The organism is Nocardia sp. CY41 (genome assembly GCF_009829325.1).
Classification (GTDB): Bacteria; Actinomycetota; Actinomycetes; order Mycobacteriales; family Mycobacteriaceae; genus Nocardia.
In genome coordinates, this window is sequence record NZ_VUOS01000007.1 from 146,919 (window position 1) to 166,680 (window position 19,762).

At 65.9% G+C, this 19,762-nt stretch carries 41 protein-coding genes; 40 read left to right on the forward strand and 1 reads right to left on the reverse strand.

Annotation, left to right across the window (positions count from 1 at the left end):
• The first annotated feature begins 62 nt into the window (after positions 1–62).
• The 37 genes from GVY64_RS09680 to GVY64_RS37730 all read left to right on the forward strand — a co-directional run bounded on the left by GVY64_RS09680 (position 63) and on the right by GVY64_RS37730 (position 16,596).
• The gene (locus GVY64_RS09680; protein WP_159840166.1) at positions 63–911 is read left to right on the forward strand and encodes a PD-(D/E)XK nuclease-like domain-containing protein; all 849 of its coding nucleotides are present in this window, start codon (positions 63–65) and stop codon (positions 909–911) included.
• Positions 908–1,603 carry a hypothetical protein gene (locus GVY64_RS09685; RefSeq protein WP_236566719.1) on the forward strand — a complete coding sequence of 232 codons (696 nt, stop codon included), beginning with the start codon at positions 908–910 and terminating at the stop codon, positions 1,601–1,603. Before GVY64_RS09680 ends, GVY64_RS09685 begins: the two co-directional genes overlap by 4 nt.
• Positions 1,600–2,151: a hypothetical protein gene (locus GVY64_RS09690; protein ID WP_159840167.1), complete on the forward strand. Its 552-nt coding sequence runs from the start codon at positions 1,600–1,602 to the stop codon at positions 2,149–2,151. The genes GVY64_RS09685 and GVY64_RS09690 overlap by 4 nt, the downstream gene beginning before the upstream one ends.
• Positions 2,148–2,513 carry a hypothetical protein gene (locus GVY64_RS09695; RefSeq protein ID WP_159840168.1) on the forward strand — a complete coding sequence of 122 codons (366 nt, stop codon included), beginning with the start codon at positions 2,148–2,150 and terminating at the stop codon, positions 2,511–2,513. Before GVY64_RS09690 ends, GVY64_RS09695 begins: the two co-directional genes overlap by 4 nt.
• Before the next feature lie 424 nt (positions 2,514–2,937).
• Positions 2,938–3,630, forward strand: a complete 693-nt coding sequence (locus tag GVY64_RS09700; RefSeq protein ID WP_201297958.1) for a DNA cytosine methyltransferase — start codon at positions 2,938–2,940, stop codon at positions 3,628–3,630.
• The gene (locus tag GVY64_RS09705; protein ID WP_159840170.1) at positions 3,620–3,880 is read left to right on the forward strand and encodes a hypothetical protein; all 261 of its coding nucleotides are present in this window, start codon (positions 3,620–3,622) and stop codon (positions 3,878–3,880) included. Before GVY64_RS09700 ends, GVY64_RS09705 begins: the two co-directional genes overlap by 11 nt.
• Complete coding sequence (locus tag GVY64_RS09710; RefSeq protein WP_159840171.1) at positions 3,877–4,890, forward strand: DNA cytosine methyltransferase; 1,014 nt, start codon at positions 3,877–3,879, stop codon at positions 4,888–4,890. The genes GVY64_RS09705 and GVY64_RS09710 overlap by 4 nt, the downstream gene beginning before the upstream one ends.
• Positions 4,887–5,519, forward strand: a complete 633-nt coding sequence (locus GVY64_RS09715) for a hypothetical protein (protein WP_159840172.1) — start codon at positions 4,887–4,889, stop codon at positions 5,517–5,519. Before GVY64_RS09710 ends, GVY64_RS09715 begins: the two co-directional genes overlap by 4 nt.
• Before the next feature lie 18 nt (positions 5,520–5,537).
• Entirely contained in the window at positions 5,538–5,936 is a 399-nt protein-coding gene (locus GVY64_RS09720) for a hypothetical protein (RefSeq protein WP_159840173.1), read from the forward strand.
• Positions 5,937–6,108: 172 nt separating this feature from the next.
• Positions 6,109–6,450, forward strand: coding sequence for a hypothetical protein (locus tag GVY64_RS09725; protein ID WP_159840174.1), 342 nt, complete (start codon positions 6,109–6,111; stop codon positions 6,448–6,450).
• Positions 6,447–6,737 carry a hypothetical protein gene (locus GVY64_RS09730; protein ID WP_159840175.1) on the forward strand — a complete coding sequence of 97 codons (291 nt, stop codon included), beginning with the start codon at positions 6,447–6,449 and terminating at the stop codon, positions 6,735–6,737. Before GVY64_RS09725 ends, GVY64_RS09730 begins: the two co-directional genes overlap by 4 nt.
• Complete coding sequence (locus GVY64_RS09735; RefSeq protein WP_159840176.1) at positions 6,734–6,901, forward strand: hypothetical protein; 168 nt, start codon at positions 6,734–6,736, stop codon at positions 6,899–6,901. The genes GVY64_RS09730 and GVY64_RS09735 overlap by 4 nt, the downstream gene beginning before the upstream one ends.
• Before the next feature lie 119 nt (positions 6,902–7,020).
• Positions 7,021–7,308, forward strand: a complete 288-nt coding sequence (locus GVY64_RS09740) for a hypothetical protein (protein WP_159840177.1) — start codon at positions 7,021–7,023, stop codon at positions 7,306–7,308.
• On the forward strand, positions 7,305–7,568 hold the full coding sequence (locus tag GVY64_RS09745; protein ID WP_159840178.1) for a hypothetical protein: 264 nt from the start codon (positions 7,305–7,307) through the stop codon (positions 7,566–7,568). The genes GVY64_RS09740 and GVY64_RS09745 overlap by 4 nt, the downstream gene beginning before the upstream one ends.
• Positions 7,565–7,945, forward strand: coding sequence for a hypothetical protein (locus tag GVY64_RS09750; RefSeq protein WP_159840179.1), 381 nt, complete (start codon positions 7,565–7,567; stop codon positions 7,943–7,945). The genes GVY64_RS09745 and GVY64_RS09750 overlap by 4 nt, the downstream gene beginning before the upstream one ends.
• On the forward strand, positions 7,942–8,301 hold the full coding sequence (locus GVY64_RS09755; protein ID WP_159840180.1) for a hypothetical protein: 360 nt from the start codon (positions 7,942–7,944) through the stop codon (positions 8,299–8,301). The genes GVY64_RS09750 and GVY64_RS09755 overlap by 4 nt, the downstream gene beginning before the upstream one ends.
• 127 nt (positions 8,302–8,428) lie before the next feature.
• On the forward strand, positions 8,429–8,827 hold the full coding sequence (locus GVY64_RS09760) for a hypothetical protein (RefSeq protein WP_159840181.1): 399 nt from the start codon (positions 8,429–8,431) through the stop codon (positions 8,825–8,827).
• The gene (locus GVY64_RS09765) at positions 8,824–9,378 is read left to right on the forward strand and encodes a hypothetical protein (protein ID WP_159840182.1); all 555 of its coding nucleotides are present in this window, start codon (positions 8,824–8,826) and stop codon (positions 9,376–9,378) included. Before GVY64_RS09760 ends, GVY64_RS09765 begins: the two co-directional genes overlap by 4 nt.
• Positions 9,375–9,614: a hypothetical protein gene (locus GVY64_RS09770; protein ID WP_159840183.1), complete on the forward strand. Its 240-nt coding sequence runs from the start codon at positions 9,375–9,377 to the stop codon at positions 9,612–9,614. The genes GVY64_RS09765 and GVY64_RS09770 overlap by 4 nt, the downstream gene beginning before the upstream one ends.
• Before the next feature lie 85 nt (positions 9,615–9,699).
• Positions 9,700–10,194: a DUF7736 domain-containing protein gene (locus tag GVY64_RS09775; RefSeq protein ID WP_159840184.1), complete on the forward strand. Its 495-nt coding sequence runs from the start codon at positions 9,700–9,702 to the stop codon at positions 10,192–10,194.
• Positions 10,191–10,442 (forward strand): hypothetical protein, encoded by a 252-nt coding sequence (locus tag GVY64_RS09780; RefSeq protein WP_159840185.1) that lies wholly within the window; start codon positions 10,191–10,193, stop codon positions 10,440–10,442. Before GVY64_RS09775 ends, GVY64_RS09780 begins: the two co-directional genes overlap by 4 nt.
• Positions 10,439–10,909 carry a DUF6221 family protein gene (locus GVY64_RS09785; protein ID WP_159840186.1) on the forward strand — a complete coding sequence of 157 codons (471 nt, stop codon included), beginning with the start codon at positions 10,439–10,441 and terminating at the stop codon, positions 10,907–10,909. Before GVY64_RS09780 ends, GVY64_RS09785 begins: the two co-directional genes overlap by 4 nt.
• Positions 10,906–11,187, forward strand: coding sequence for a hypothetical protein (locus GVY64_RS09790; RefSeq protein ID WP_159840187.1), 282 nt, complete (start codon positions 10,906–10,908; stop codon positions 11,185–11,187). The genes GVY64_RS09785 and GVY64_RS09790 overlap by 4 nt, the downstream gene beginning before the upstream one ends.
• Complete coding sequence (locus GVY64_RS09795; RefSeq protein ID WP_159840188.1) at positions 11,184–11,366, forward strand: hypothetical protein; 183 nt, start codon at positions 11,184–11,186, stop codon at positions 11,364–11,366. Before GVY64_RS09790 ends, GVY64_RS09795 begins: the two co-directional genes overlap by 4 nt.
• Positions 11,367–11,683: 317 nt before the next feature.
• On the forward strand, positions 11,684–12,388 hold the full coding sequence (locus GVY64_RS09800) for a hypothetical protein (protein WP_159840189.1): 705 nt from the start codon (positions 11,684–11,686) through the stop codon (positions 12,386–12,388).
• Positions 12,385–12,744 carry a hypothetical protein gene (locus tag GVY64_RS09805; RefSeq protein ID WP_159840190.1) on the forward strand — a complete coding sequence of 120 codons (360 nt, stop codon included), beginning with the start codon at positions 12,385–12,387 and terminating at the stop codon, positions 12,742–12,744. Before GVY64_RS09800 ends, GVY64_RS09805 begins: the two co-directional genes overlap by 4 nt.
• Before the next feature lie 99 nt (positions 12,745–12,843).
• Positions 12,844–13,089: a hypothetical protein gene (locus tag GVY64_RS09810; protein ID WP_159840191.1), complete on the forward strand. Its 246-nt coding sequence runs from the start codon at positions 12,844–12,846 to the stop codon at positions 13,087–13,089.
• A 430-nt stretch (positions 13,090–13,519) separates the two neighbouring features.
• A complete protein-coding gene (locus GVY64_RS09815; RefSeq protein ID WP_159840192.1) occupies positions 13,520–13,909 on the forward strand; it encodes a hypothetical protein in 390 nt (129 codons plus the stop codon).
• The gene (locus GVY64_RS38695; protein ID WP_268895612.1) at positions 13,882–14,010 is read left to right on the forward strand and encodes a hypothetical protein; all 129 of its coding nucleotides are present in this window, start codon (positions 13,882–13,884) and stop codon (positions 14,008–14,010) included. Before GVY64_RS09815 ends, GVY64_RS38695 begins: the two co-directional genes overlap by 28 nt.
• Before the next feature lie 86 nt (positions 14,011–14,096).
• On the forward strand, positions 14,097–14,336 hold the full coding sequence (locus tag GVY64_RS09820; RefSeq protein WP_159840193.1) for a hypothetical protein: 240 nt from the start codon (positions 14,097–14,099) through the stop codon (positions 14,334–14,336).
• Positions 14,336–14,611: a hypothetical protein gene (locus GVY64_RS09825; RefSeq protein ID WP_159840194.1), complete on the forward strand. Its 276-nt coding sequence runs from the start codon at positions 14,336–14,338 to the stop codon at positions 14,609–14,611. Before GVY64_RS09820 ends, GVY64_RS09825 begins: the two co-directional genes overlap by 1 nt.
• 60 nt (positions 14,612–14,671) lie before the next feature.
• Positions 14,672–14,875, forward strand: a complete 204-nt coding sequence (locus tag GVY64_RS09830; RefSeq protein ID WP_159840195.1) for a hypothetical protein — start codon at positions 14,672–14,674, stop codon at positions 14,873–14,875.
• A complete protein-coding gene (locus GVY64_RS09835; protein WP_159840196.1) occupies positions 14,872–15,456 on the forward strand; it encodes a hypothetical protein in 585 nt (194 codons plus the stop codon). Before GVY64_RS09830 ends, GVY64_RS09835 begins: the two co-directional genes overlap by 4 nt.
• Positions 15,422–15,637 carry a hypothetical protein gene (locus GVY64_RS09840; RefSeq protein WP_159840197.1) on the forward strand — a complete coding sequence of 72 codons (216 nt, stop codon included), beginning with the start codon at positions 15,422–15,424 and terminating at the stop codon, positions 15,635–15,637. Before GVY64_RS09835 ends, GVY64_RS09840 begins: the two co-directional genes overlap by 35 nt.
• A complete protein-coding gene (locus GVY64_RS09845) occupies positions 15,637–15,828 on the forward strand; it encodes a hypothetical protein (protein ID WP_159840198.1) in 192 nt (63 codons plus the stop codon). The genes GVY64_RS09840 and GVY64_RS09845 overlap by 1 nt, the downstream gene beginning before the upstream one ends.
• Positions 15,825–16,001: a hypothetical protein gene (locus tag GVY64_RS09850; RefSeq protein ID WP_159840199.1), complete on the forward strand. Its 177-nt coding sequence runs from the start codon at positions 15,825–15,827 to the stop codon at positions 15,999–16,001. Before GVY64_RS09845 ends, GVY64_RS09850 begins: the two co-directional genes overlap by 4 nt.
• Before the next feature lie 256 nt (positions 16,002–16,257).
• Positions 16,258–16,596 (forward strand): HNH endonuclease, encoded by a 339-nt coding sequence (locus GVY64_RS37730; RefSeq protein WP_236566720.1) that lies wholly within the window; start codon positions 16,258–16,260, stop codon positions 16,594–16,596.
• A gap of 557 nt (positions 16,597–17,153) precedes the next feature.
• Here the strand turns inward: GVY64_RS37730 and GVY64_RS09855 are convergent.
• Positions 17,154–17,441 carry a hypothetical protein gene (locus tag GVY64_RS09855; RefSeq protein WP_159840200.1) on the reverse strand — a complete coding sequence of 96 codons (288 nt, stop codon included), beginning with the start codon at positions 17,439–17,441 and terminating at the stop codon, positions 17,154–17,156.
• Positions 17,442–17,616: 175 nt separating this feature from the next.
• Here GVY64_RS09855 and GVY64_RS09860 point away from each other — a divergent pair, with 175 nt between their 5' ends.
• From GVY64_RS09860 to GVY64_RS09870, 3 genes are read left to right on the forward strand one after another with little or no spacing between them, the layout of a single operon-like run.
• Complete coding sequence (locus GVY64_RS09860) at positions 17,617–18,087, forward strand: hypothetical protein (protein ID WP_236566721.1); 471 nt, start codon at positions 17,617–17,619, stop codon at positions 18,085–18,087.
• The gene (locus GVY64_RS09865) at positions 18,074–19,144 is read left to right on the forward strand and encodes a terminase (protein ID WP_159840202.1); all 1,071 of its coding nucleotides are present in this window, start codon (positions 18,074–18,076) and stop codon (positions 19,142–19,144) included. Before GVY64_RS09860 ends, GVY64_RS09865 begins: the two co-directional genes overlap by 14 nt.
• Entirely contained in the window at positions 19,122–19,727 is a 606-nt protein-coding gene (locus GVY64_RS09870) for a terminase (RefSeq protein WP_159840203.1), read from the forward strand. The genes GVY64_RS09865 and GVY64_RS09870 overlap by 23 nt, the downstream gene beginning before the upstream one ends.
• The last annotated feature ends 35 nt before the right edge of the window (positions 19,728–19,762 follow it).

Below are 19,762 nucleotides of genomic sequence, written 5' to 3' on the forward strand. Positions count from 1 at the left end.
CGACTGCCCGTTCTGCCGTGGCGCTGGCTGCGTCCACTGCGGTGGCGGGGAGGTGGACGACCGTGAGCTTTGATCAGCCGCCCACCACCCCGGACCTGTACTACGACCTGCCCGAGGCGATCTACCACGCCGACACCGAAAGCCTGTCGAGTTCTGGCGCCCGAACACTGCTTCGTCCCGGCGGGCCCGAGCTGTTCAAGTACCAGCGTGAGAACGGCAGCGGACGCTCCGAGCACTACGACTTCGGACTCGCCGCCCATGCCCTGCTGCTCGGAACCGGCGCGGAGGTCGTCGAGATCGAGGCCAGGGACTGGAAGACGAAGGCGGCGCAGGAGGAACGGAAGGCCGCCTACGCCGAGGGGAAGGTTCCGCTGCTGTCGGCGACCCTGCGCCAGGTCGAGGAGATGGTCGCCACGGCGCGCCGGCATCCGGTCGTGTCCGAACTCCTGGTCGGCGGGAAGCCGGAGGTGTCCGCCTACGCCCTCGACGAGGAGACGTGGACGATGCTGCGCGCCCGCTTCGACTACCTGCGGGAGGAGTCCCCGCAGGAGTACCTGTTCGTGGACTACAAGACGACGTCCGCGGACGCGGCGCCCGCGGTGTTCGCGTCGTCGTCGGCGAAGTTCCGCTACCCGATCCAGGACGCCTTCTACCGCATCGTTCTGCGGCTGCTCGGCTACCAAGTCTCCCGGTCGCTGTGGATCGCGCAGGAGAAGGAACCGCCGTACCGGCTCACGGTGAACGAGCACCAGCCGGGCGACCTCGCGCTCGCCGAGCAGCTCGTGCGCAAGGCCATCGACATCTACGCCGAATGCGTCGCGGCCGACCACTGGCCGGGCTACGGCACCGACATCAACCCGATCACCATGCCCGCATGGGCGATCCGCGAATGGGAGGCCCTGCTCGCATGAATCCGATCGTCATGCCCGACGTCGAAACGACTGTCGGGATCGACTTGAGAGCGCAGCTCGAGACCCTGGCGAAGCTGCGTGAGAAGTTCGAGAAGCACCAGATCGGCCTGCTTCCCAAGCCGTACTCGAAGGATGCACAGAAGGGGAAGTGCGGGGTCTGCAAGGGCTTCCACGGCCTGCCCGCGATGCACGTCGACTACGTCGGCCACGCCGCGGTCACCGACCGCCTGCTCGATGTGGACCCGCTGTGGAACTGGGAGCCGGTCGGCGTCGACCAGAACGGCCTTCCGGTCCTCGACAACAACGGCGGCCTGTGGATTCGCCTGACCATCGCCGGCCTGACTCGACTCGGGTACGGAGATGCCCAGGGCAAGCGCGGCGGCGACGCCGTGAAGGAAGCCATCGGAGACGCGATCCGTAACGCCGCCATGCGCTTCGGTGTCGCCCTGGATCTGTGGCACAAGGGCGATCTGCACATCGAGTCCGAGGAGCAAGCCGAGGCGCCGGTGGACGAGGACCCGATTCTGCGGGCCCGCCGCGACCTGAACGCCGCCATCTCCGCGCGCGGAATCAGCCCCAACAAGGCGAAGGCGCGCTTCGCGAAGAACGGCCACGGCCAGTTGGGCGCGTCGACCGATGTCAAAGCCATCCGCGCCCTGGTTGAGCACTACCGCAACGGGGGTGAGGAATGACCGCCGTACAGCCCGGACAGCCCACATTTCAGGCTGCCCAGGAATGGCCTGCTGTAGATGTGCGGTGGCATGACGACCGCAACTTCGAGCGCCTGGTGAACGCCGACCTCCGTGACCCCAAGGGCATCGGACCGCAGTACGCGATCCTGCGTCGCAAGGAAAACCGGGTCCGCTGGTTGCAGATGCTCGTCAGCATTCAGCAGTCGATCATCCAGCAGAACGCCCTCGCCAACGCCACCCTGAAGTCGCATCCCGATCGTCCTGCGCCGGGGGAACTCACTCCGCAGTCTTACCTCGACGCCAAGCGGGAGGTGGAGGAGCGCAAACGACCGCGGGAACGCGCGCTGCGCGCGGTGAACGAACGCCTCGGTGAGGCTCGCCGCCTGATCGGCTCCGACCCGTTGGCGAACTCGACGGCCGGCCGCGTGGTGGCCCACCTCGCGGAGGTGGACCTGCTGCTGCGGGAGGGGAACGTCGACGACGCGCGGCGCAAGGTGCGGTCGTTGATGTGGAACCTCGGTTCGGGCGGCGCGGAGGTGGAGTCGTGATCGAGGACCCGTTCAACCTGATCGAGATCGAGCAGGGCTTGCGCGAACTGGAATCCAGCGGTGGACAGGCGGCCCTGGATTTGAAGCGCTGGCGCGACGACCTCGCCCTGAAACGGAAGCAGCTGCGGGACGCGAAGACCAAGGCCACGTTCAACGCCCCGGACGGCACGGTCCAGATGAAGAACGCTTACGTCGACCAGGAGACTACCGACCTGCAACTGGAGTACGACCTCGCTGACAACCAGGCCAGGTACGGAGCCGACATGGTCGACGAGCGCAGGTCGACCCGTTCGTCATTGCAGACCAGGGCGAAGCTGGCCGTCGAGGCGATGAAGCTGGCCGGATACGGCGGTGGCGCATGACCGTCCATCCATCCGCCAAGAACCTGGCCGCGGACATGGTGCGCCGGTTGGCGAAGCACCAGCCCCGAACCAAGCGCCCGAAGAACCCCGGCGAGAGCTGGACCCGGGAGTTGCTCGCCGCCCGTTCCGGTGGCCTGTGTGAGCGCTGCGGTATAGCCCCCGCACAGTCGGTACACCATCGCTGGAAGAGGGGGCAGGGAGGGCCGTGGTCGGCCTCCAACTGCGTCGCGCTTTGTGGGGACGGTGTTCGCGGATGCCATGGGTTCGCTGAGCACAACCCGAACGCCGCAGAACCCGAAGGGCTGCATCTGCGTCCGTGGATGACTCCCGCCGAGTGCCGGTTCCTGTACCGCGGCCGGTGGGTGCTGCTCACGGATGACGGACGCGTCGATCCGATCGGGGGTGAGGCATGAAACCCATCCTGTTGGACACCTTCTGCAAGGCTGGCGGCGCAGCAGTGGGGTATGCCGCGGCGGGGTTCGAAGTCGTTGGTGTGGACATCGAGCCGCAACCGAACTACCCGTTCACCTTCTATCAGGGCGACGCCCTGGAGTTCATCAGAGACCGCGGCCACGAGTTCGACGCCATCCACGCCTCCCCTCCCTGCCAGGGGTATTCGGCGATGAAGGACATGCCCGACGCCCGTGAGCATCCGAAGCTGATCGGCGAAGTCCGTGACCTCCTGAAAGAACTCGGTCGGCCGTACGTGATCGAGAACGTCGTCGGCGCCCGCGCACACATGATCGACCCCGTACTGCTGTGCGGGACCATGTTCGGCCTCGGCGACGCCGGCTTCGAACTTCAACGTCACCGCCTCTTCGAGACCAGCTTCCCCGTTCTGCCCCCCTCGGGGTGCAAGCACGAGCTTCCCGTGATCGGGGTGTACGGCGGGCATGTGCGGTGCCGGTCGACGAAGTTCTGGCGCAACGGCGGCCGCGACTTCCCTGGCTACGACAAGAAGCAGCTGGCCATGACCGTCATGGGCGTCACGCATCGCATGACCATGAACGAGCTTTCCGAGGCCATCCCTCCCCAATACGCGGAGTACGTGGGTCGCCAGCTGCTCGCAACACTCAACCCCGCCCTGATCACCGAGAGGTCCAGCGATGACCAGTGACCGCGACCAGCTCGCCGACGATATCGAGGCTCGGGTGATCACCGAACCAACCGAACTCGACGCGCTGCCGATCATGAGCCTGGTCCTCGCCTATGGGGTCGCCCACCAGGCAGTACCCGCAGAACGCGGCGACGCCCCCGTGTGGCTCAAGCCAACCGGAGTGCGCGCGCAGACCAGCGTCGAGCTTCTGGCCGACACCCGTGGCGCTGGCGTCACTGTCCTCTACGCCCCGAATGGGGGTGAACAGTGATCGACTGGATCGACCTGTTCTCCGGCGGCGGCGGTTCGAGCGTGGGGATCCGCCGCGCCGGCCAACAGGTGAAGGCGTGCGCCAACCACTGGCCCGTCGCGGTGGCGACTCACCAGAAGAACCACCCGGACGTCGAGCACTTCACAGCGAACCTGTCGGAGACCGACTTCCGCACCTTCCCCCGCACGACCGCCCTGTGGGCTTCCCCGTCGTGCGTGTGGCACGCCCGCTCCGGCGGCCGCAAGCAGCCTCCCGCGGAGGTGGAGCGGCTGCGGCAGGACGCGGGCGCGATCGACCGGGCCACCGCGTTCGCGGTGATCGCCGCCGCGGAAGTTCACCAGTACGAGGCGATCGTGGTGGAGAACGTCGAGGAGTTCACCCGCTGGAGCTTGTTCCGGTGGTGGCTGGACGGTCTCGCTGCCCTCGGGTACCGGCATCAGACCGTGGTGTTGGATGCCGCGGCGGTACCGGGTGCGGTGGCTCAGGTGCGGCGCCGCTGGTTCGGGGTGTTCACCCGCGACGGGGGCGTAGACCTGTCACTGCCCGCGGTGCAAACCCCTCCCGCTACGTCGATCCTCGACCCAGATCCGGGCCGGCCAGTCACGCGGCGGCTGTATGTGTCCCCGCAGATCGAGCAGATCACCGAACCGGGTGTGCCGCATCTGGTGATGTACCGACGCAACGCCAAACCCCGACGGGCGGACCGGCATCCGCTCGCCACGGTGACCGCAGGCGGGAACCATCACGCGGTCGCCACCGTCACCGCCGAGGGCGTGTTCCACCGGATGCTCACCAACACCGAGCGCGCACGGGCGCAGGGATTCCCGGACTCCTATCAGTGGGTGGGGAACCGAGCGGAGGTCCTCAAGCAGGTGGGCAATGCCGTGGCTGTCCCGGTCGCCGAGTTCCTCGCTCGCCGGATCGCCGCGCATCTCGAAGGCTCCACCGTCCCGTCCGAGTGCGGTGATCAGTACGCGCTGGCCATCAACCCGGAAGGAGAGGAGGGGTGAGCACCGACCTGAAGGCGATCATGGACCGCGACGAACGCCGCCGGCGGATGCTGAACGACCCCGACCTGACCGGCGACCTGCTACTGCTCACCCTTGCCCTGGACGAGTTCCTCGTCTCTCGCAACGAGCAGGGACGCAAGAAGTTGCGGAACTGGGCATGGGAAGTCGCGCACCTGACGCACGGAAACAGCGACTACCACCTGCGGTACTGGACCAAGAAGGTCATCGCCGATGACCTCCCGCGGTATGAGCCGATCAAACCGAAGGGGCGCGGCTGCGTGGCGCCGATGGTGCGACGAGAAGGCGCGTGCGGCAACGCCGGTACGACCAGCCGGGTCGACCGCGATCCGTTGACGGGTGACTCCAGGTGGGTGCACTACTGCGCCCGGCATAAGCACCTAGCCGGACCCGTAGAGGCACGGATCCGGGAATGGGTCGAGAACGGGAAGCCGTCCCCTCCAGCGAACACGGGCGGCGTCCTGCGCCGCTACTTCGACGCGGACTGGGACACGGTCTACCGGTGGGCTTCTGGTCGGGAACCGATGGAGGGCGGGCGTGAAGCGACACCGCCGCGGCCGAAGCTGCGCCTGATCACCGGCGGCGCAGAGCAATTGGGCGGGGATTCATGATGCGGGGAGGTCTCGGGGATGCGGAAGGCAGGCGTCATGGCCTCGGTGGAGGACACGCTCGTGGATATCTCGGATCCGATTCCGGTGGACCGGTTCGAATGGGAGCGCATCATCCGCCGGGTCCGGATGTCCAAGGGCACCAAGTATGTCGCGGTGATGCTGGCTACGTACGCGGACCGGGACGGAACCAGGGTGCGGCCGGGTGTGGATCGGCTGGCGTTGGTGATGTGCGTGTCGGAGCCGACGGTGAAGCGCGGCATGTCGGAGTTGCGGGCGATGGGGCTCATTCAGCGGGTGAAGCAGGGCAACCGGCACGCGAAGAAGGCGGACGAGTACCGGTTGACGATGCCGTTGAATCTGCTCGATCTGCCGATGCTCGGGCCGGACGAGGACGGAATGTCTGGGGATCACTCATGATCCGTGGACTTATCGCTGACGCACCGAGTCTGGAGATCACCCATGATCCCCAGAAAGTTATCCACAGGCAATGTCTAGGGATCACTGGTGTGCCCCAGACATTGGCGCCCGCAGAAAGTCTGGGGATCATTTTGAAGAAGTCTGGGGATCATTTTGGGCGAGTCTGGGGATCATGGGTGATCCCCCACCATTCCTACCAACCACAACCATTCCAAGAGACGTGGCTGGTTTGGGAACGGAACTCACGACCGCGCGCGAGCCGACCGCATCCAATTCCCCCATCGATGGCAGCGGTGAAGCGATGAGCCCGGACCGCTACGGCGAACCCACCGACCGCCCTTGCCGGGATGCCCGATGCCGCCGCGGATGGATCGGCGCCGACGACGAAGGCCGGCCCATTCCGTGCCTCGCCTGCAAACCGCATCTGGCGAAGACGACCACCACCAACGACTGCGCCGAGTCGATCCCGTCGACCAAGGCGCAAGCAGCAATCGACAGAGAGGCCCGCAGATGAGCGCGAAGCCCTTGCGGATCATCCGGGTACCGCAAACCCCTCCCGGTCCGTCTACGGCCCATCTGGAGCCCGAAAACCCCTATCCCACTCCGACCGCCTGCCCGAGGTGTGGGGCGTGGGTTGCGGATGAGGAGCTGCACGCCGAGTTCCACGGCAACTTCGCCTCGATGGGGCGGTGGATGCGGCGGGCGGCCGACCTGCTGCGGCAGGTGATCCGGGAAGACCTTCCCGCCTATGACGAACTTGTTCCCAGGGATGGGGACATCAAGCAAGGAGACAACCAGTGACCGAGACCCGAACCTGCGCCGGCTGCGGCCGCACCGGCACTCGGCAGTTCACCCGCGTGAGCAACCCGGAGACCGGCGCGGTGGAGTGGCGGTGCCTTTCGTGGGCGGCGTGCCGGGATCGTGCCGCGGCCCGCGATGAGTCTGAGGGCGGTGAGGCGCTGTGAGTCCTCAAAACGTCCGGAGACACCAGACCCCCACCGTTCGGCCCGCCACGGGCAAGCCAGACGGCCGCATGGGCGGTCCCGTCCCGCACTCCCAGCACCCCGCAGGGTGGTACCGCACCATGGACCGCGGGTTCGCCGTCGACCACTTCGGGTTCCCCGCCCTCCCACGCCGCGGAGAACGTCACACCGCCCCCGACGGCAGCGTGTGGGAGTTCGACCTCACCGGCACCGACTGGTGGGAGCTGGCCGAGTACTCGTCTGCCGAGTGGCTTCTGGATCGCTTGTCGCACGCCTTGAAGCGGGCCGGGGATGCCGAGTCCACGTTTCAGTTCAACCTCCGCTACTGGCGGCCCGTCGCCGAGCGGCTCCTCGAAGAGTTCGACATCACCGAAAGGCCCAGCGAATGAGCGCAACCAGCAAGCCTTCCTGGGCTTGGTCGTCTGTCGATGATCCGGACCCGCACTACCCGAAATGCGACCGGTGCGAAGCGTTCGCCCGATGGGCGGTAGCCCGCGCCGAAGGAACTTTCGACATACGCGGCGACCTTGAGTTCATCACCCGATGGTTCGCCTGCGGCACACACCTCAACCGAATCCTCACCGACGAAGAGTGGCAGCTCGACGTGGTGCACGTGTACGACCTGACCAAACCACCGGAGCGGGCATGACCGACAACAGATCGAATGACCGCGAGACCCTCCGGCTAATCGACCGTGCCCTGTGGGTCGACCACGGTGACGGCAACCTCGACGCCCTCACCTTCGAACTGCCGATCTGGGCGGACGAGTGGGCGGAACGCATCGTGGCAGCCGTCAACGGGCGCCCGGTGATCACCACCGACGAGGAGCTGGACGAACTACCGGACGGCACGGTGATCCTGGACGCCAACGAGGAATTCCACCGCCTGAACCCCTACGGCTTGAGCGAATCTCGGACCTGGTTCCCGGCGTGGCTGACCGGTAACGCGTACGCGACCGACTTCGGGCAGGACCCGGAACTGCCAGCCGTCGTCCTGTGGGAGCCCGAGCAGGAGGCCGGCGAATGAGCACCCGAGACCAGCTCGCCCGCGTCATCTCCGATCATCAGCTCACCGGCCGCATCAGCATCGGCTGCAGGGGCTGCCCCGGGTTGGAGTTCATGCACGAGGGTGACCACGCCGAGCATGTGGCGGACATGATCACCGAACAGTTCCTGGTCGTCCCCCAGAGCGACGTGATCGGCCTGGAGTACGGGTATCGACGCGGAGATAGCGCCCCGGTCCTGCCTGCGTGGGACGCCGACGGAGCAGTGCGAAAGGCGGTCGCCGAGGTCCGGAACGGCTACCGCAATGCGGCGGCGCTGGAGCGAACCACGTTGTCGTGGTCGGTTATCCCAATCCCCGAGGGCGGAGAGACCCGATGACCAACGATGAGACCTGTCCGGTCTGTGGACATTCTTGGGATGAGCACGACGGGATGGGCGATTGCCACCACCTGGACGCCCGGACCTTGACCGGTCTGTGTCGTTGCAGCGATCGGCGGGTGCAGCCGTGACTGAACCGAACTTCGAGCTGTCCTTCCTCGAGACCTCCGCACGTGAGGCGGACGCGGAGGGCCGAACCCTGGTCATCGACCCGGGGTATGTGTTCGAGGCGCTGGAGAAGCTCGCCGAAGCACGGAAGGCGATCGACGAGATGCAGACCGCGCACGAATCCCAGCTGACCCGCATGGCCAAGGAGCGGGCGCGACTCCAGCGGAAGGTAGACCGGTTGGAGGCTGCGCAGCGTCCCCCACTCGGGTACGTCGTCGTCTCCCGCAACCCCGACACCGGGCAGATGCAAACCCATGGTCGCGTCCACGAGAAGCGTGAGGACGCCGAGGGGTGGCTGCAATGGGTGGAGCAGTACGCCGTAGCTCGCTGGCGCGGCGAGGTCAGGGAGGTGCGGTGACCCAGTTCGGTTCCGTCGTCGGCTTGGATCTGTCGCTCACCTCCACCGGCATCGCCGTGTACCCCGAAAGCAGGCCCGCCCCCTGGGTCGGCACCATCGGATCGGTCGGCAAGAAGGGCGACCCCTGGGCAGCGCGTTACCGCCGTCTCGGCGACCTGGCCGGGCGCATCATCACCGCCGTGCCCGAGGGCGCGCTCGTCGTGATGGAGGCACCGTCGTACGGGTCGGCCACCGGCTCCCAGCACGATCGTTCTGGGCTGTGGTGGATGGTGTTCGATCTGCTCGCCGGAACCACACGGACGGTGCTCCCGGTTGAGCCGACTGTCCGCGCGAAATACGCCACGGGCAAGGGCAACGCGAGCAAGGACGCCGTGTTGGCCGCCGCGGTGCGCCGCTACCCGAACATCGCGATCGACGGCAACGACACGGCCGACGCGGTGGTGCTGATGGCAATCGGCTGCCGCCTGTTGGGTGAGCCGATCGACGACCCCATGCCCGCGGTGAACCTGGCCGCGCTGGCGAAACTCCCGAGCCTCGAGGAGGCGGCGTGACCGTCTTTGACCGCATCCGTGCCCGCATCAAAGCCGACGAGGAGATCGACGACCAGCTCCCGTGTGATGAGACTCTGGAGGGTGCCCGCGCGGAGATCGTCGGGGAGATCCTGAAGATCGCCGAACACTGGCGGGACAAGGCCGAGGATTGGGGGCCGGAGGAGTCGTTCACGGCGTTGCGGGACATCGTGTGTCAGCAGATCCTGGAGTTGCTGGATGGAGAGCTGTGGACGTGAAATGTGCTCTCACCTGGTAAAATTGAGCGTGGCCGGGGGCTTCCAGACACCCCGGCCACTGACCGAATCGCGAGAGGATTCGACCATGACCAATGCTACCGAGACCCGGAGCTTCCATATCGGGGACATCCTGAGTGTGACCTCAGGGAAGCTCGTCTCGCCCCGCCACGTCGACGGCATCTACGACCTGCTCGGCTGGATGACCGGCGAGAAGCCCATGACCCACCAGCTTCCCCGTCTGTCCCGTGAATGCGCGCCGTCCCTGTGTGAGCAGTTCCCCGACCTCGCCGCCCTGGAGGTGCCGAAAGGGTTGAACTCGGAGGAAAAGGTGCTGTTCTGGCTCGGCGCACAGGAACCGGAATACGGCACCCGCCGAGAGGTCGCGCCACTGCGCCCGGGGGAGCACACCTCCATCGACCCGATCACGGAGATGCGGATGAACCACCCGCACGTGCAGATCCTCCCCGCCGTGTCCCTGGACGGGATGTCGGACATCAGGGAGGCTGCCGCCCGGACGGCCGAGGCGTTGAAGCGAGTGATTGAGTCCGCGCGGGACGACGAGGAAGGATCTCAGGCATGACGTACAAGGCGACATGCCCGGTGTGTGGCCTGCACTCGTCGAATCTCTTCTACACGGGCGTGTGCACGAACCGGTGCGGTGTCCCGCCCGAGCCCAAGACGGTCCGCCTGGAGATCGCCATCGGCGGCGAGCTTGTGGAGGCTGGTATGCCGCCGCTGATCTCCGCGATGAAGGAAATCGCTACCGCTGCCATCGGTGCCGGCATGTCTGCATCCCTCCTGGTTGATGACGAGGAGGTTCGATCGTGACCGCCGACCCCCTGTCCCGTCTCCGGGCTGGACTCGCCGAGGACGAGCGGATAGCGCGAGCGGCGTGCGACTCGGCCCGGGCTGACACCGACGGTGACGCTGGAGAGTGGTTTGTCGACGGGGAAGACGTCGGCAGCGCTGGAGTGACGTGCGGTTTCCCGCAACGCTCCATCTACGACACGGGTACCGGCCTGCATGGGATCGTTTGCTACAACGAGGGCTATCCGCATGTGGAGCAGGCGCGCCACATCGCCCGCCAAGACCCGAAGGCCACACTGGACCGGGTGGAGGCGATACGGAAGGTGATCGCCGACTACGAGCGCAGGCTGCCGTCCTCCGATGATCCCGCATTGGAGGACGCGGAGTACCGCGCATCATGGATGGGGTATCGGGTCGCTGGCGAACTGTTCCTGCGTGCCCTGGCCTCCATCTACCCCGAGCCCACCGACGAGACGGAGAACCCGTGAGCGCACTGGAGAAGATCACACGGGCCGAGCTGTGGCGCGCATGGGACCCGGATGATGAGTGGCGGCAGGTCGGGGAATGGGAGAGCCAGCCGCCGCTGAGCGAACTGCGCGAGGGCCTGGCCGTGACGGTGGACTACCCCACTGGTCGCCGGATCTCGTTCCGGGTCGTCGGCGGCGCGATGGAGCAGGAATGGGAACACCCCGCCCCCCTGGGGTCCAAGTCGATCATCGAGGCCCTGTCGCGCATCGCCGCCGAGGACGGAGGATCAACCCCATGACCCCACCACGCGAAGGCGACACCTTCACCCACAACGGCGAAACCTACGTCTGGGGCCGTCCTGTGGGCCCTGCCGACTTCGGTATGGTCCCGACCCCACCGCCCGGCCTGGCCGAGTCGTGGGGGACCGCAGAGGCGGCGTGGGACGTCTCTCTCGGCGACTCGAGTTCGTCCCCCTGATCCGCTACTCTTCTCCGTGGAGACAACCAGTCCGCATCGCTGCCGCACTGGCAAGGCCACCTCGAAACCGGGGTGGCCTTGGTCATTTCCGGGGGCTCGAGTTTGTCGGCGGCCACGGCTATCGTGGGAGACGCATTGTCCAGATGCATCGCGACCCCAGCTGGCGCACCCCCTAAGCCCACCTTTCCCGAGGTGGCTTAGTTGCGTTCAGGGGCGAGCTACATCACCCCTGACCGGGCGGTTCGGCGACTCGAGTTCGACAGCGAAGATCGATAGAATGGCAACCGGTACGCAACCCCTTGCTGTGGAGGTCTTGCATGTCGGAGCTGGAGCACGAATGCCGCCAAGGCCGGCGATGCAAAGCGCGCGTGCGGGACAGCGAAGGGCAATTCCGCGGCAACGGAGTAGAGCGACCGGACGCGCTCTGTCGGCCGTGCGAAGAATCCGCGTTCGAAGCCATCAGATGTCTGGACGACGACTACGGGGAGTTGGCGGCCGCGCGCGGCGAGCAGAACTCGACGGTGTCTGGCCCGAAGGTATCTGGCAGTTCGGAACTCCCCGTGCCAATCTCCCTCGCTGTGGACACGCTGATGACCGAGATCAGCGAAGAAGCGGCACGCTGGGCCCGGCGCCTTCCAGGCGACGACCCCTACCAGGTTGCTGACTGCCTCACGAAGATCTGCGCGAACCTCGGCACGATCGTCGATATGCCGCCTCGGCAGTTCACGATCTGGTCACCGCATCCGGACGGCGGCGACGGAATGACGACCACCGTCTTCGACGGAGTGGACGGGGTTCTGCGACTATCCAGACTCCACTACCGCGCCCAACAGGTGCTCGGCATCGTCGAGACCACAACATTCCTCCCGGACCCATGCCCGCACTGCGCCCGCAAGGCCCTCGCCGCCTCGAAGGATCAAGAGCGGGTCACCTGCAAGGGTTGCCGGATCGTATGGGACAAGAGCCATTTCGCGTTGCTGAGCAACGTGCTCGACTTCGAACGGAAGGTCGCGAAGGTATGAAGAACGACCTATGGCCTTTCCCTGCCGACACCGCGCTCGAGCGTGCCCGCCGGATCGCGCACTCCTACCGTCACGCCCTAATGTCCGTAGCCCCCGAGCTGTGCCGCCAGTTGGACGACAAGGCCGTCGAACTGGGGCAGGGCTGGGTACGACCGTTCGAAACCGACCTGGTCGACCTGGACGAGGCGCTTACCGCGGAGGCGATCGGCGAGATCCTGTCGGTGTCAGCACGTACCGTACGGCTGTGGGGATACCGCGGCCACATCGAACGACTCGGCGAGGAAGGACGGCCGCTGTACCGGTTCTCGGACGTGCTGGATTACCTCGCACGGACACGCCAGAAGCGCTCCGCGTGACTTGGCGAGGTCTCGTGATACCTTGATGGCACGCGCAGCATGCGCATTTCCCGGATGGATGTTCCGGAACTCCCGAAATTCGATCCGTTTGGAGTTCCCATGCAGAACATCACCATCGGCCGCTACAAGCCCGGCCAGTGCACCGCGACCCGCATCCACCACGACGACGACGGCAACGAAGTCTCCCGCGAGGAATTCGACCCGCATGCAGGTTGGATCGAGGGCATCCGCGACGACGGCACCAGCTGGATCATGTTCATGGACGCCAACGGATCACCGCAGTGCTTCTGGCCGCAGCGCGAGCCGGACGGCGCGGTTGTCGGCGACGCCATCGAACTGACGTAGCCCCCCATTCCCCGCAGCGCGCACGCCCGATCGACCCGCGGGGCGGCAGCACCCAGAACCCACAGCCTGAGAGCTGCCGCGCGCTGCGGCCCCTTCTCTGCGAAGTATTCGGCATTTCCGAACAGTTCGCCGGGTGACCTGCGGATTCCTTTTTCATCGGTAACCGACAAGGAGCCTCCTGTGGACCTGTACGCCGTTATCGACGCGATCCTCGCTCCACTGGCCGAGGACATCCGGCGGGCCTACGAGCACTTCGCCCGGCAGCGCTGATGGCCGACGCCGAACAACCGTGGTTGGGTTCCTGACACGAAAGGTGGGTCCTGATGCTCGATCTGACCGTGTTGTCCGCCCTGGTTCGCCTGTTCTGCCATCCCGCTCCCGCGAAGACGTTGGAGCTTGCGTACACGGCACCGATCGCGGTGTGGCCGCTGTGAGCGACTGGGACGACGAGGACGACCTCAAGCCCGGCTTCTGGGACCGCCTGTCCTCGCTGAGACGCCGGACCAAGCGCCGCGCAGGCCGCGCACTCAGGGCGATACGGCTGTCCCGCTGGGCCGACGCCCTGGACCCGCCCCTGACGCCGTGGTGGTTCCGCCGCCCTCTGGGCTACCCCGAGGCATTCGCGGACCCCGACGAGCCCGCAGAGGACTACACAGGGCTCTACGACCACTTCGAGGACGTCCTGATCTCCCAGATGCGTTTCGTGGACAACATGAAGCGCGACAAGCTCACCCGCGAGGTGTTCACCAACCCTGACCCGGATATGGCGGGCCGGTGCGTGGAGGAGCTTCGTTGGATGAACGCCGAGGGGCGTCGGTGAAGTACTGGCTGGCCCGCTATCTCCGCCGCTGGGCCGACCACCTCGTCCCTCCCGCACCGCCTATCGCGCACATGGAGGCGGTGAAGGTGCCCAACAGCTAAGCCCTCGTGTTCTACGACCGAATGACTGGGGAGATGTTCGGGTGTTGTGGGCATACCGCTCCGAAGCCACGAGAAGAGGCCAACTGATGCCGGAACTGCCCAAGCTCGTCACGCTCGACCTGGCGAAGAAGAAGCTGTTCATCGATGGTGTCGAGTTCCCGTGGCACATCAGCGAAGAGGGCCCGACGCTGCACACCCGCACCGGCCAGCATGATCTCCGCAGGGTCACCCTGACCTTCTACGCGGAGGACGCCGAGGTGATCCCCGCTAACTCCCAGGGGAGTGCGGAGAAACCGCAGGTGGCACTCCTGAAGGAGAGCAACTGATGGACTTCTCTATCGTGCTCAGCCTGAGCGCCCTCGCGGTGGCGACAGCCTCTTTGTGGTACATCCGCCACCTGGTACGCGAGTCTGCGGCTATCGCGAAAGAGGCGTCTGGATACGCCGATCGCGCGGAGGCGGCGGCGGACCGGGCCGCGAAGGCTCGGGACCTCTCGATGACCTACGTCGTCAACAATCACGCCATGAGCCCCGCAGAGGCCGCGGCAGCCGTCCAGCGCGAGGCACGGCGCGGGAGCCTCCGCGGCGGGTTCGGTCGTTGATCCTCGACGCCTGGGACGCCCTCGTCCTGCGCTTCACCCGCTTCCTGATCCGCAAGTTCGGTGTCGACCTCTACCGCTCGTAAGTGGCTGGACTACCGCCACCTGGCCCTGGGTTGGCTGTGGATCGTCCTGGCCGTCCCGTCGGTGTTGTGGTGGAAGGACTCCATCATCTGGGTAATCCTGCTCAGCCTGTACGCCAATGCTGAAAGTAGCTTCGCCGCGCACCAGGCGAAGTCCAACCGCACTCAGGAGACAAAGGGTTGACGATCATCGCGGCTATCGCCATAAACGATGGCGTACTCATGGCTTGTGACACCCGAGCCGACTACAACGGCACCGCCATCTACAAGGCGGAGGGCAAGATCGGCACCCTCACCACCCCACGCGGCGAGAAGGTTCTGATCGCCGCCTCGGGTAACTCGGCGATCTTGCCGACGCTCCTGCGGCACCTGAAGATCGGGGACACTCCCAACCCGGAGAGCGTGGTCGGTGCTGACGAGTGGGCCAATGCCGTCGCTGAAGCCGCCACAGGCGTCCTCGCAGACGCTAACCCACCCCTACTGAACACTGCGGACTCCGACAACGCAGCAGCGTTCGACGGGACGGCGCTCCTGGCGTGGCGGCAGCACCTGTGGATCTTACACACCCACGGCGTGATCCGACCCGCCGATGATGTCGCCGTGATCGGATGCGGTTCCGAGATCGGTCTGGGCAGCCTGCATACCTCTCGACAGCTCGGCCTGGACCCGCGGGCCGGTCTGGAGCTGGCCGTGCGTCTGGCCGCCACCTACAACTCGGGATGCGGTGTGGATGGCCGAGGCCCGCTCGTGCACACCACCCTCTGACCGGACTTCTTCCATCACCGGCTCGATCCGGCGCAACAAAATCTACGGCCGCATGCCCGGCCTGACAGGAGAAATGACCATGGCCGCCCTGCTGCCCCTGCTCTGGACCATCATCAGCTACAACGACTTCATGCTGCCCCGCCTCCTGTGGGGTGTGGTGAGCAGCGGCTCGGCGAGCTGATGCGCCAGATCACCCCCGCCGATCTCGGCCTCACCGAGGAGCCGAAGCCGGTGGACCTCCACACCTACCTCGATGACCGCCTGCGCATCATCAACGAACTCACCGAGCTGGCCGGCAAGTTCCACGACCGCGGCGACTTCCAGTGCAGCGCTGAGATGATGGCCATCCTCGACAGCCGCCTCGATCTGTGAGCGATCCGATGCGAACGCTGGCCGACTGGACCGCCGCCTTCCATGCGAACGTCGTCGAGCCAGCCCCAATGATCGTCCCGACGTGGATGTGGGATGGCCTCGAGCGGCAGGGCGACGCTCTGTTCTTCCGCCTGCGTGACAGCGGGAAGATCGTTCGGAACCAGTCGCGATGATGACAGCGGAGCAGTTTACGGCGTGGAGCATGTGCCCCTCCTGCAAGCTGGTCGACTGTCACAGCCTTCGCCAGCCACGGTCATATGATCCGCATGATCCGTTGCAGGTCGCGTTCGACAAGATCGTGATGATGCAGTGGATTAACGGCTTCGGCCTGGAACACATGTCGCCATCGCAAGAGCAGGCGTACGAGGTGATCCGCACCTGTCGGTGTGGGCACGAGTGGGGCCAAGAGCCGATTCGGGGCGAATAGTCGTGGCAAGAGCCAGGCTTCGGATCTGCTCCGCCCCCGGATGTCCCAACGCTCAACCCGAGAGCCGATGCCCTGAGCATAGGGCAGAGCGTGACCGCCACTACCGCAAGACCACGCCCACCAAGGCCACACGAGACCACGCCGAGCGACAGCGTCGAGCCGAAGTCGTAGCCGACCATCGAGCAGCCCACGGTAATTGGTGCCCAGGCTGGCGTAGACCGGCTCACCCATCCGATGACCTCACCGCGGACCACACGCGCGCTGTAGCAGACGGTGGACGCCCGGACGGCCCATTGCAGGTGCTGTGCCGAGCATGCAACTCGGCCAAGGGTGCGAGCTAGACCGACTCGGCAGCCAATGGGTGCACTTTCAGGTGGCAGTGCAACAGTGCCTTCGCCTCATCTGGAGTGCACACGATGTACGTGAAATCGCCGTGTGTCCACGTGAGAGTTACCGACCATTCGCAGTCGACATGAGGGCACGCCTCTTTTGACAATGTTGGGTTGCATGTACTCAAGGCTACGGCTGTGAGTGATGACGACCAACGCTCACTGTTTGGTCAGGGCTTGACACGCGACGAGCTACCGCACTCACGATGTGGCGAGCATCCAGCAAACATCAGACAGGGATGCTGATCGGTAACTGAGTTTGTGAGTGTTGTTCATCAACGCTCACACTCGGCCCGCCCCCAGGGGGGTGACCCCTCGCCGGGCGGGCCGCGCCACCTTCGGGGAGGGCGCTACCCCCCGCGGAGGGTCCAGATATCCGGACCGGCGGTCCAGATGGGCCGGAGAGTGAGCGTTCGTCATCAACACTCACTAATCTGGACAGCACGTCCAGTAACCGTGCGGTAGCGGAATGGTAACCAGCTACCAGACCGGTTGCGCGGCAAACGATCTCACTCCTCGTCGCGGTTGCCGACCCGCTTACGGGGTGTCATCGCGGCCCACATGATGAACGTGCACACCACGATCACCACGCCGAGTATGGCCAGGTAGAAGCCCCTCGGCGAGGGGTCGCCGTCGCGGCAGCGAACGCCGTCCGGCCGGCCGAAGTACGCGGTGTGTGGTGTGCAGATCTGCTCGACGGTGCTGAAGTCGACGATGGCGACGACGATCCCGACCACCAGGGCCAAGGCTCCGATGATGGTCCCGATCCGGCAGGCCATCAGCTGGCTTCGTGTCATGTGCTCTCCCCATTCGGTTGCGAGTGGTCATTGTCCCGGTCCGGCGCGATGCCGGGGCGGGTTTCCGTCCAAGGCGGCGCGATGCTGCCAGGAGGTGATCGTGATGCGTGGTGGTGCACGGAATCGTTCCGGGCCGCCGGTGGATCCGAAGTCCGGTCGCTCGGATCGTCGTGGGTTGGCGTTCGTTGTGTTACCGGCTGAGGGCTACGCCGGCGAAGTGCCGGAGTTCCCGCTGCTGCCGCGGCGGGTGATGCGCTGGGAGCACGGCGAGAAGGGCGCCCGCTGGCAGGTTCTCGACGAGGAGTCCACCGAGGCCGTGCGTGAGCGCGAAGCCGAGCTGTGGGAGTGGGCGTGGGCTACCCCGCAGGCGGCCGCGTGGGCGAAGGAGCCGTGGCGGTGGCAGGCAGTGGCGCACTGGGTGCGCACGAGCGTGATCTGCGAATCGGATGAAGCGTCTGCGGCCGACCGCGGGTCACTGCACCGGTTCGCCGACCAGATCGGCCTGACTCCGGCGGGTTTGCGGGAGAACGGCTGGTCGATCGCCGCTGATGAGGTGGCGACGGCCCGCGAGGAGAAGAAGGCGAAGGCGCCGAGCTCGACACCGCCGGCGCGGCGGCTGAGGGCGGTGCCTGGTGGCGCCGACTGAGGGTTTCGTTGTCGATTTCCCGACCCTCGGCGACATCGGCGAGGCGTGGGTACGGCAGCATTGCCGGATCCCGGACGGTTTCCGCCGCGGAGGCGAGTTCGTCTGGTCGGATTGGCAGTTCTGGTGCGCGGCGAACTATTACCGGATCCGTCCGGGCGTTCAGTGGGTCGCTGACGATGAGCCGCTGCTGAATCAGGCGTTCACCTACCGCCGCGCGCAGATCGTCGCTCCGCAGAAGACGGGCAAGGGTCCGTGGGCCGCTTCAGTGACCTGCATTCAGGCCGTGGGCCCCGCAGAATTCCTCGGCTGGGCGAAAGAGGGCGACGGGTGGGCGTGCTCGGACTGGGGTTGCGGCTGCGGATGGGAGTACGAGTACTTTCCGGGTGAGCCGATGGCGATGCGCCATCCCTCGCCGGTGATCCAGCTGACCGCGACGAATGAGGACCAGGTAGGCAACGTCTACCGACCCCTCACCGCGATGATCAAGCTCGGTCCGCTGTCGGATGTGATGGCAGTGCGTGAGGGCTTTATCCGCATCCTGGGCTCGGTCGGCGACGAGGACTTAGACCGCATCGACGCGGTGACCTCGAGCGCGACCGGACGCGTCGGCAACCCGGTGTCGTGGGTGCTGCACGACGAGACCGGCCTGTACACGAAGACGAACAAAATGGTGGGGATCGCCGAGACGCAGCGCCGCGGCGCGGCAGGCATGAACGGCCGCACGTTGGAGACCACGAACGCGTGGGATCCGGCGGAGAACTCCACGGCTCAACGGACGTACGAGTCGCAGGCGCCGGACATCTGGAAGTTCTTCCGGATGCCTCCCGCTGGCCTGTCGTGGGGCAACAAGAGGGACCGCCGCAAGATCCTCCGCTACGTCTACGACGGCTCCCCGTGGGTGAACCTGGACTCCATCGAGGCCGAGGCGTTGGAGCTGAACGAGACCGATCCCGCGCAGGCGGAGAGGTTCTTCGGCAACCGACTCGTCTCCAGGGCGGGTACGTGGCTGCCGGATGGGCTGTGGGACAGCTGCTATGCCGAAGCTCTGGCTTCCTAACCCGCCGAGCGGCACAGCGATCTGTGTCGGCTTCGACGGTAGTGAAAACAATGATTTCACGGCGCTGCGCTGCGAAACCCGTGACGGATTCCAGTTCACGCCCCGCTATGGACCGGACCGTCGCCCGACGATCTGGAATCCGGCCGAGTGGAACGGCCGTATTCCCCGCGCAGAGGTGCACACCGCGGTCGATGAGGTGTTCAACACCTGGGACGTCGCCCGGTTGTACGCGGACCCGCAGGATTGGCGCTCGGAGATCGGCGATTGGGCACTGAAGTACGGCGAGGAGCACGTTTTCGAGTGGGCGACCAACCGGATCAGCCAGATGTACTCGGCGATCCGACGGTTCGAGACCGATCTGAAGACCAAACGCATCTCCCACGACGGGTGCCCGATCACCGAGACGCACATGGCGAACTGCCGCAAGGTGCCGAAGCCGGGCGACAAGTACGTGCTCGGCAAACCTACTGACCATCAGAAGATCGACGGTTCGATCGCGTCGATCCTTGTCCACGAAGCCGCCGAGGACGCCCGGGAAGCCGGGTGGGAAGAAGTCGACGGCCGAATGTTCTGCTTCAGCTGAGGAGGTGAGCGTGGTCGTACTGCGCACGAAGCTCA

What these genes read in the sequence shown, in the direction of transcription:
- GVY64_RS09775 (WP_159840184.1), top strand. Translation starts at nt 9,700, where the DNA reads ATGACCAATGCTACCGAGACCCGGAGCTTCCATATCGGGGACATCCTG.
- GVY64_RS09810 (WP_159840191.1), top strand. Translation starts at nt 12,844, where the DNA reads ATGCAGAACATCACCATCGGCCGCTACAAGCCCGGCCAGTGCACCGCG.
- GVY64_RS09825 (WP_159840194.1), top strand. Translation starts at nt 14,336, where the DNA reads ATGGACTTCTCTATCGTGCTCAGCCTGAGCGCCCTCGCGGTGGCGACA.
- GVY64_RS09685 (WP_236566719.1), top strand. Translation starts at nt 908, where the DNA reads ATGAATCCGATCGTCATGCCCGACGTCGAAACGACTGTCGGGATCGAC.
- GVY64_RS09780 (WP_159840185.1), top strand. Translation starts at nt 10,191, where the DNA reads ATGACGTACAAGGCGACATGCCCGGTGTGTGGCCTGCACTCGTCGAAT.
- GVY64_RS09805 (WP_159840190.1), top strand. Translation starts at nt 12,385, where the DNA reads ATGAAGAACGACCTATGGCCTTTCCCTGCCGACACCGCGCTCGAGCGT.
- GVY64_RS09855 (WP_159840200.1), bottom strand. Translation starts at nt 17,441, where the DNA reads ATGACACGAAGCCAGCTGATGGCCTGCCGGATCGGGACCATCATCGGA.
- GVY64_RS09725 (WP_159840174.1), top strand. Translation starts at nt 6,109, where the DNA reads ATGGGTGATCCCCCACCATTCCTACCAACCACAACCATTCCAAGAGAC.
- GVY64_RS09845 (WP_159840198.1), top strand. Translation starts at nt 15,637, where the DNA reads ATGCGCCAGATCACCCCCGCCGATCTCGGCCTCACCGAGGAGCCGAAG.
- GVY64_RS09730 (WP_159840175.1), top strand. Translation starts at nt 6,447, where the DNA reads ATGAGCGCGAAGCCCTTGCGGATCATCCGGGTACCGCAAACCCCTCCC.
- GVY64_RS09870 (WP_159840203.1), top strand. Translation starts at nt 19,122, where the DNA reads ATGCCGAAGCTCTGGCTTCCTAACCCGCCGAGCGGCACAGCGATCTGT.
- GVY64_RS09840 (WP_159840197.1), top strand. Translation starts at nt 15,422, where the DNA reads ATGGCCGAGGCCCGCTCGTGCACACCACCCTCTGACCGGACTTCTTCC.
- GVY64_RS09745 (WP_159840178.1), top strand. Translation starts at nt 7,305, where the DNA reads ATGAGCGCAACCAGCAAGCCTTCCTGGGCTTGGTCGTCTGTCGATGAT.
- GVY64_RS09795 (WP_159840188.1), top strand. Translation starts at nt 11,184, where the DNA reads ATGACCCCACCACGCGAAGGCGACACCTTCACCCACAACGGCGAAACC.
- GVY64_RS09820 (WP_159840193.1), top strand. Translation starts at nt 14,097, where the DNA reads ATGCCGGAACTGCCCAAGCTCGTCACGCTCGACCTGGCGAAGAAGAAG.
- GVY64_RS09690 (WP_159840167.1), top strand. Translation starts at nt 1,600, where the DNA reads ATGACCGCCGTACAGCCCGGACAGCCCACATTTCAGGCTGCCCAGGAA.
- GVY64_RS09720 (WP_159840173.1), top strand. Translation starts at nt 5,538, where the DNA reads ATGCGGAAGGCAGGCGTCATGGCCTCGGTGGAGGACACGCTCGTGGAT.
- GVY64_RS09800 (WP_159840189.1), top strand. Translation starts at nt 11,684, where the DNA reads ATGTCGGAGCTGGAGCACGAATGCCGCCAAGGCCGGCGATGCAAAGCG.
- GVY64_RS09705 (WP_159840170.1), top strand. Translation starts at nt 3,620, where the DNA reads ATGACCAGTGACCGCGACCAGCTCGCCGACGATATCGAGGCTCGGGTG.
- GVY64_RS09755 (WP_159840180.1), top strand. Translation starts at nt 7,942, where the DNA reads ATGAGCACCCGAGACCAGCTCGCCCGCGTCATCTCCGATCATCAGCTC.
- GVY64_RS09740 (WP_159840177.1), top strand. Translation starts at nt 7,021, where the DNA reads ATGGACCGCGGGTTCGCCGTCGACCACTTCGGGTTCCCCGCCCTCCCA.
- GVY64_RS09750 (WP_159840179.1), top strand. Translation starts at nt 7,565, where the DNA reads ATGACCGACAACAGATCGAATGACCGCGAGACCCTCCGGCTAATCGAC.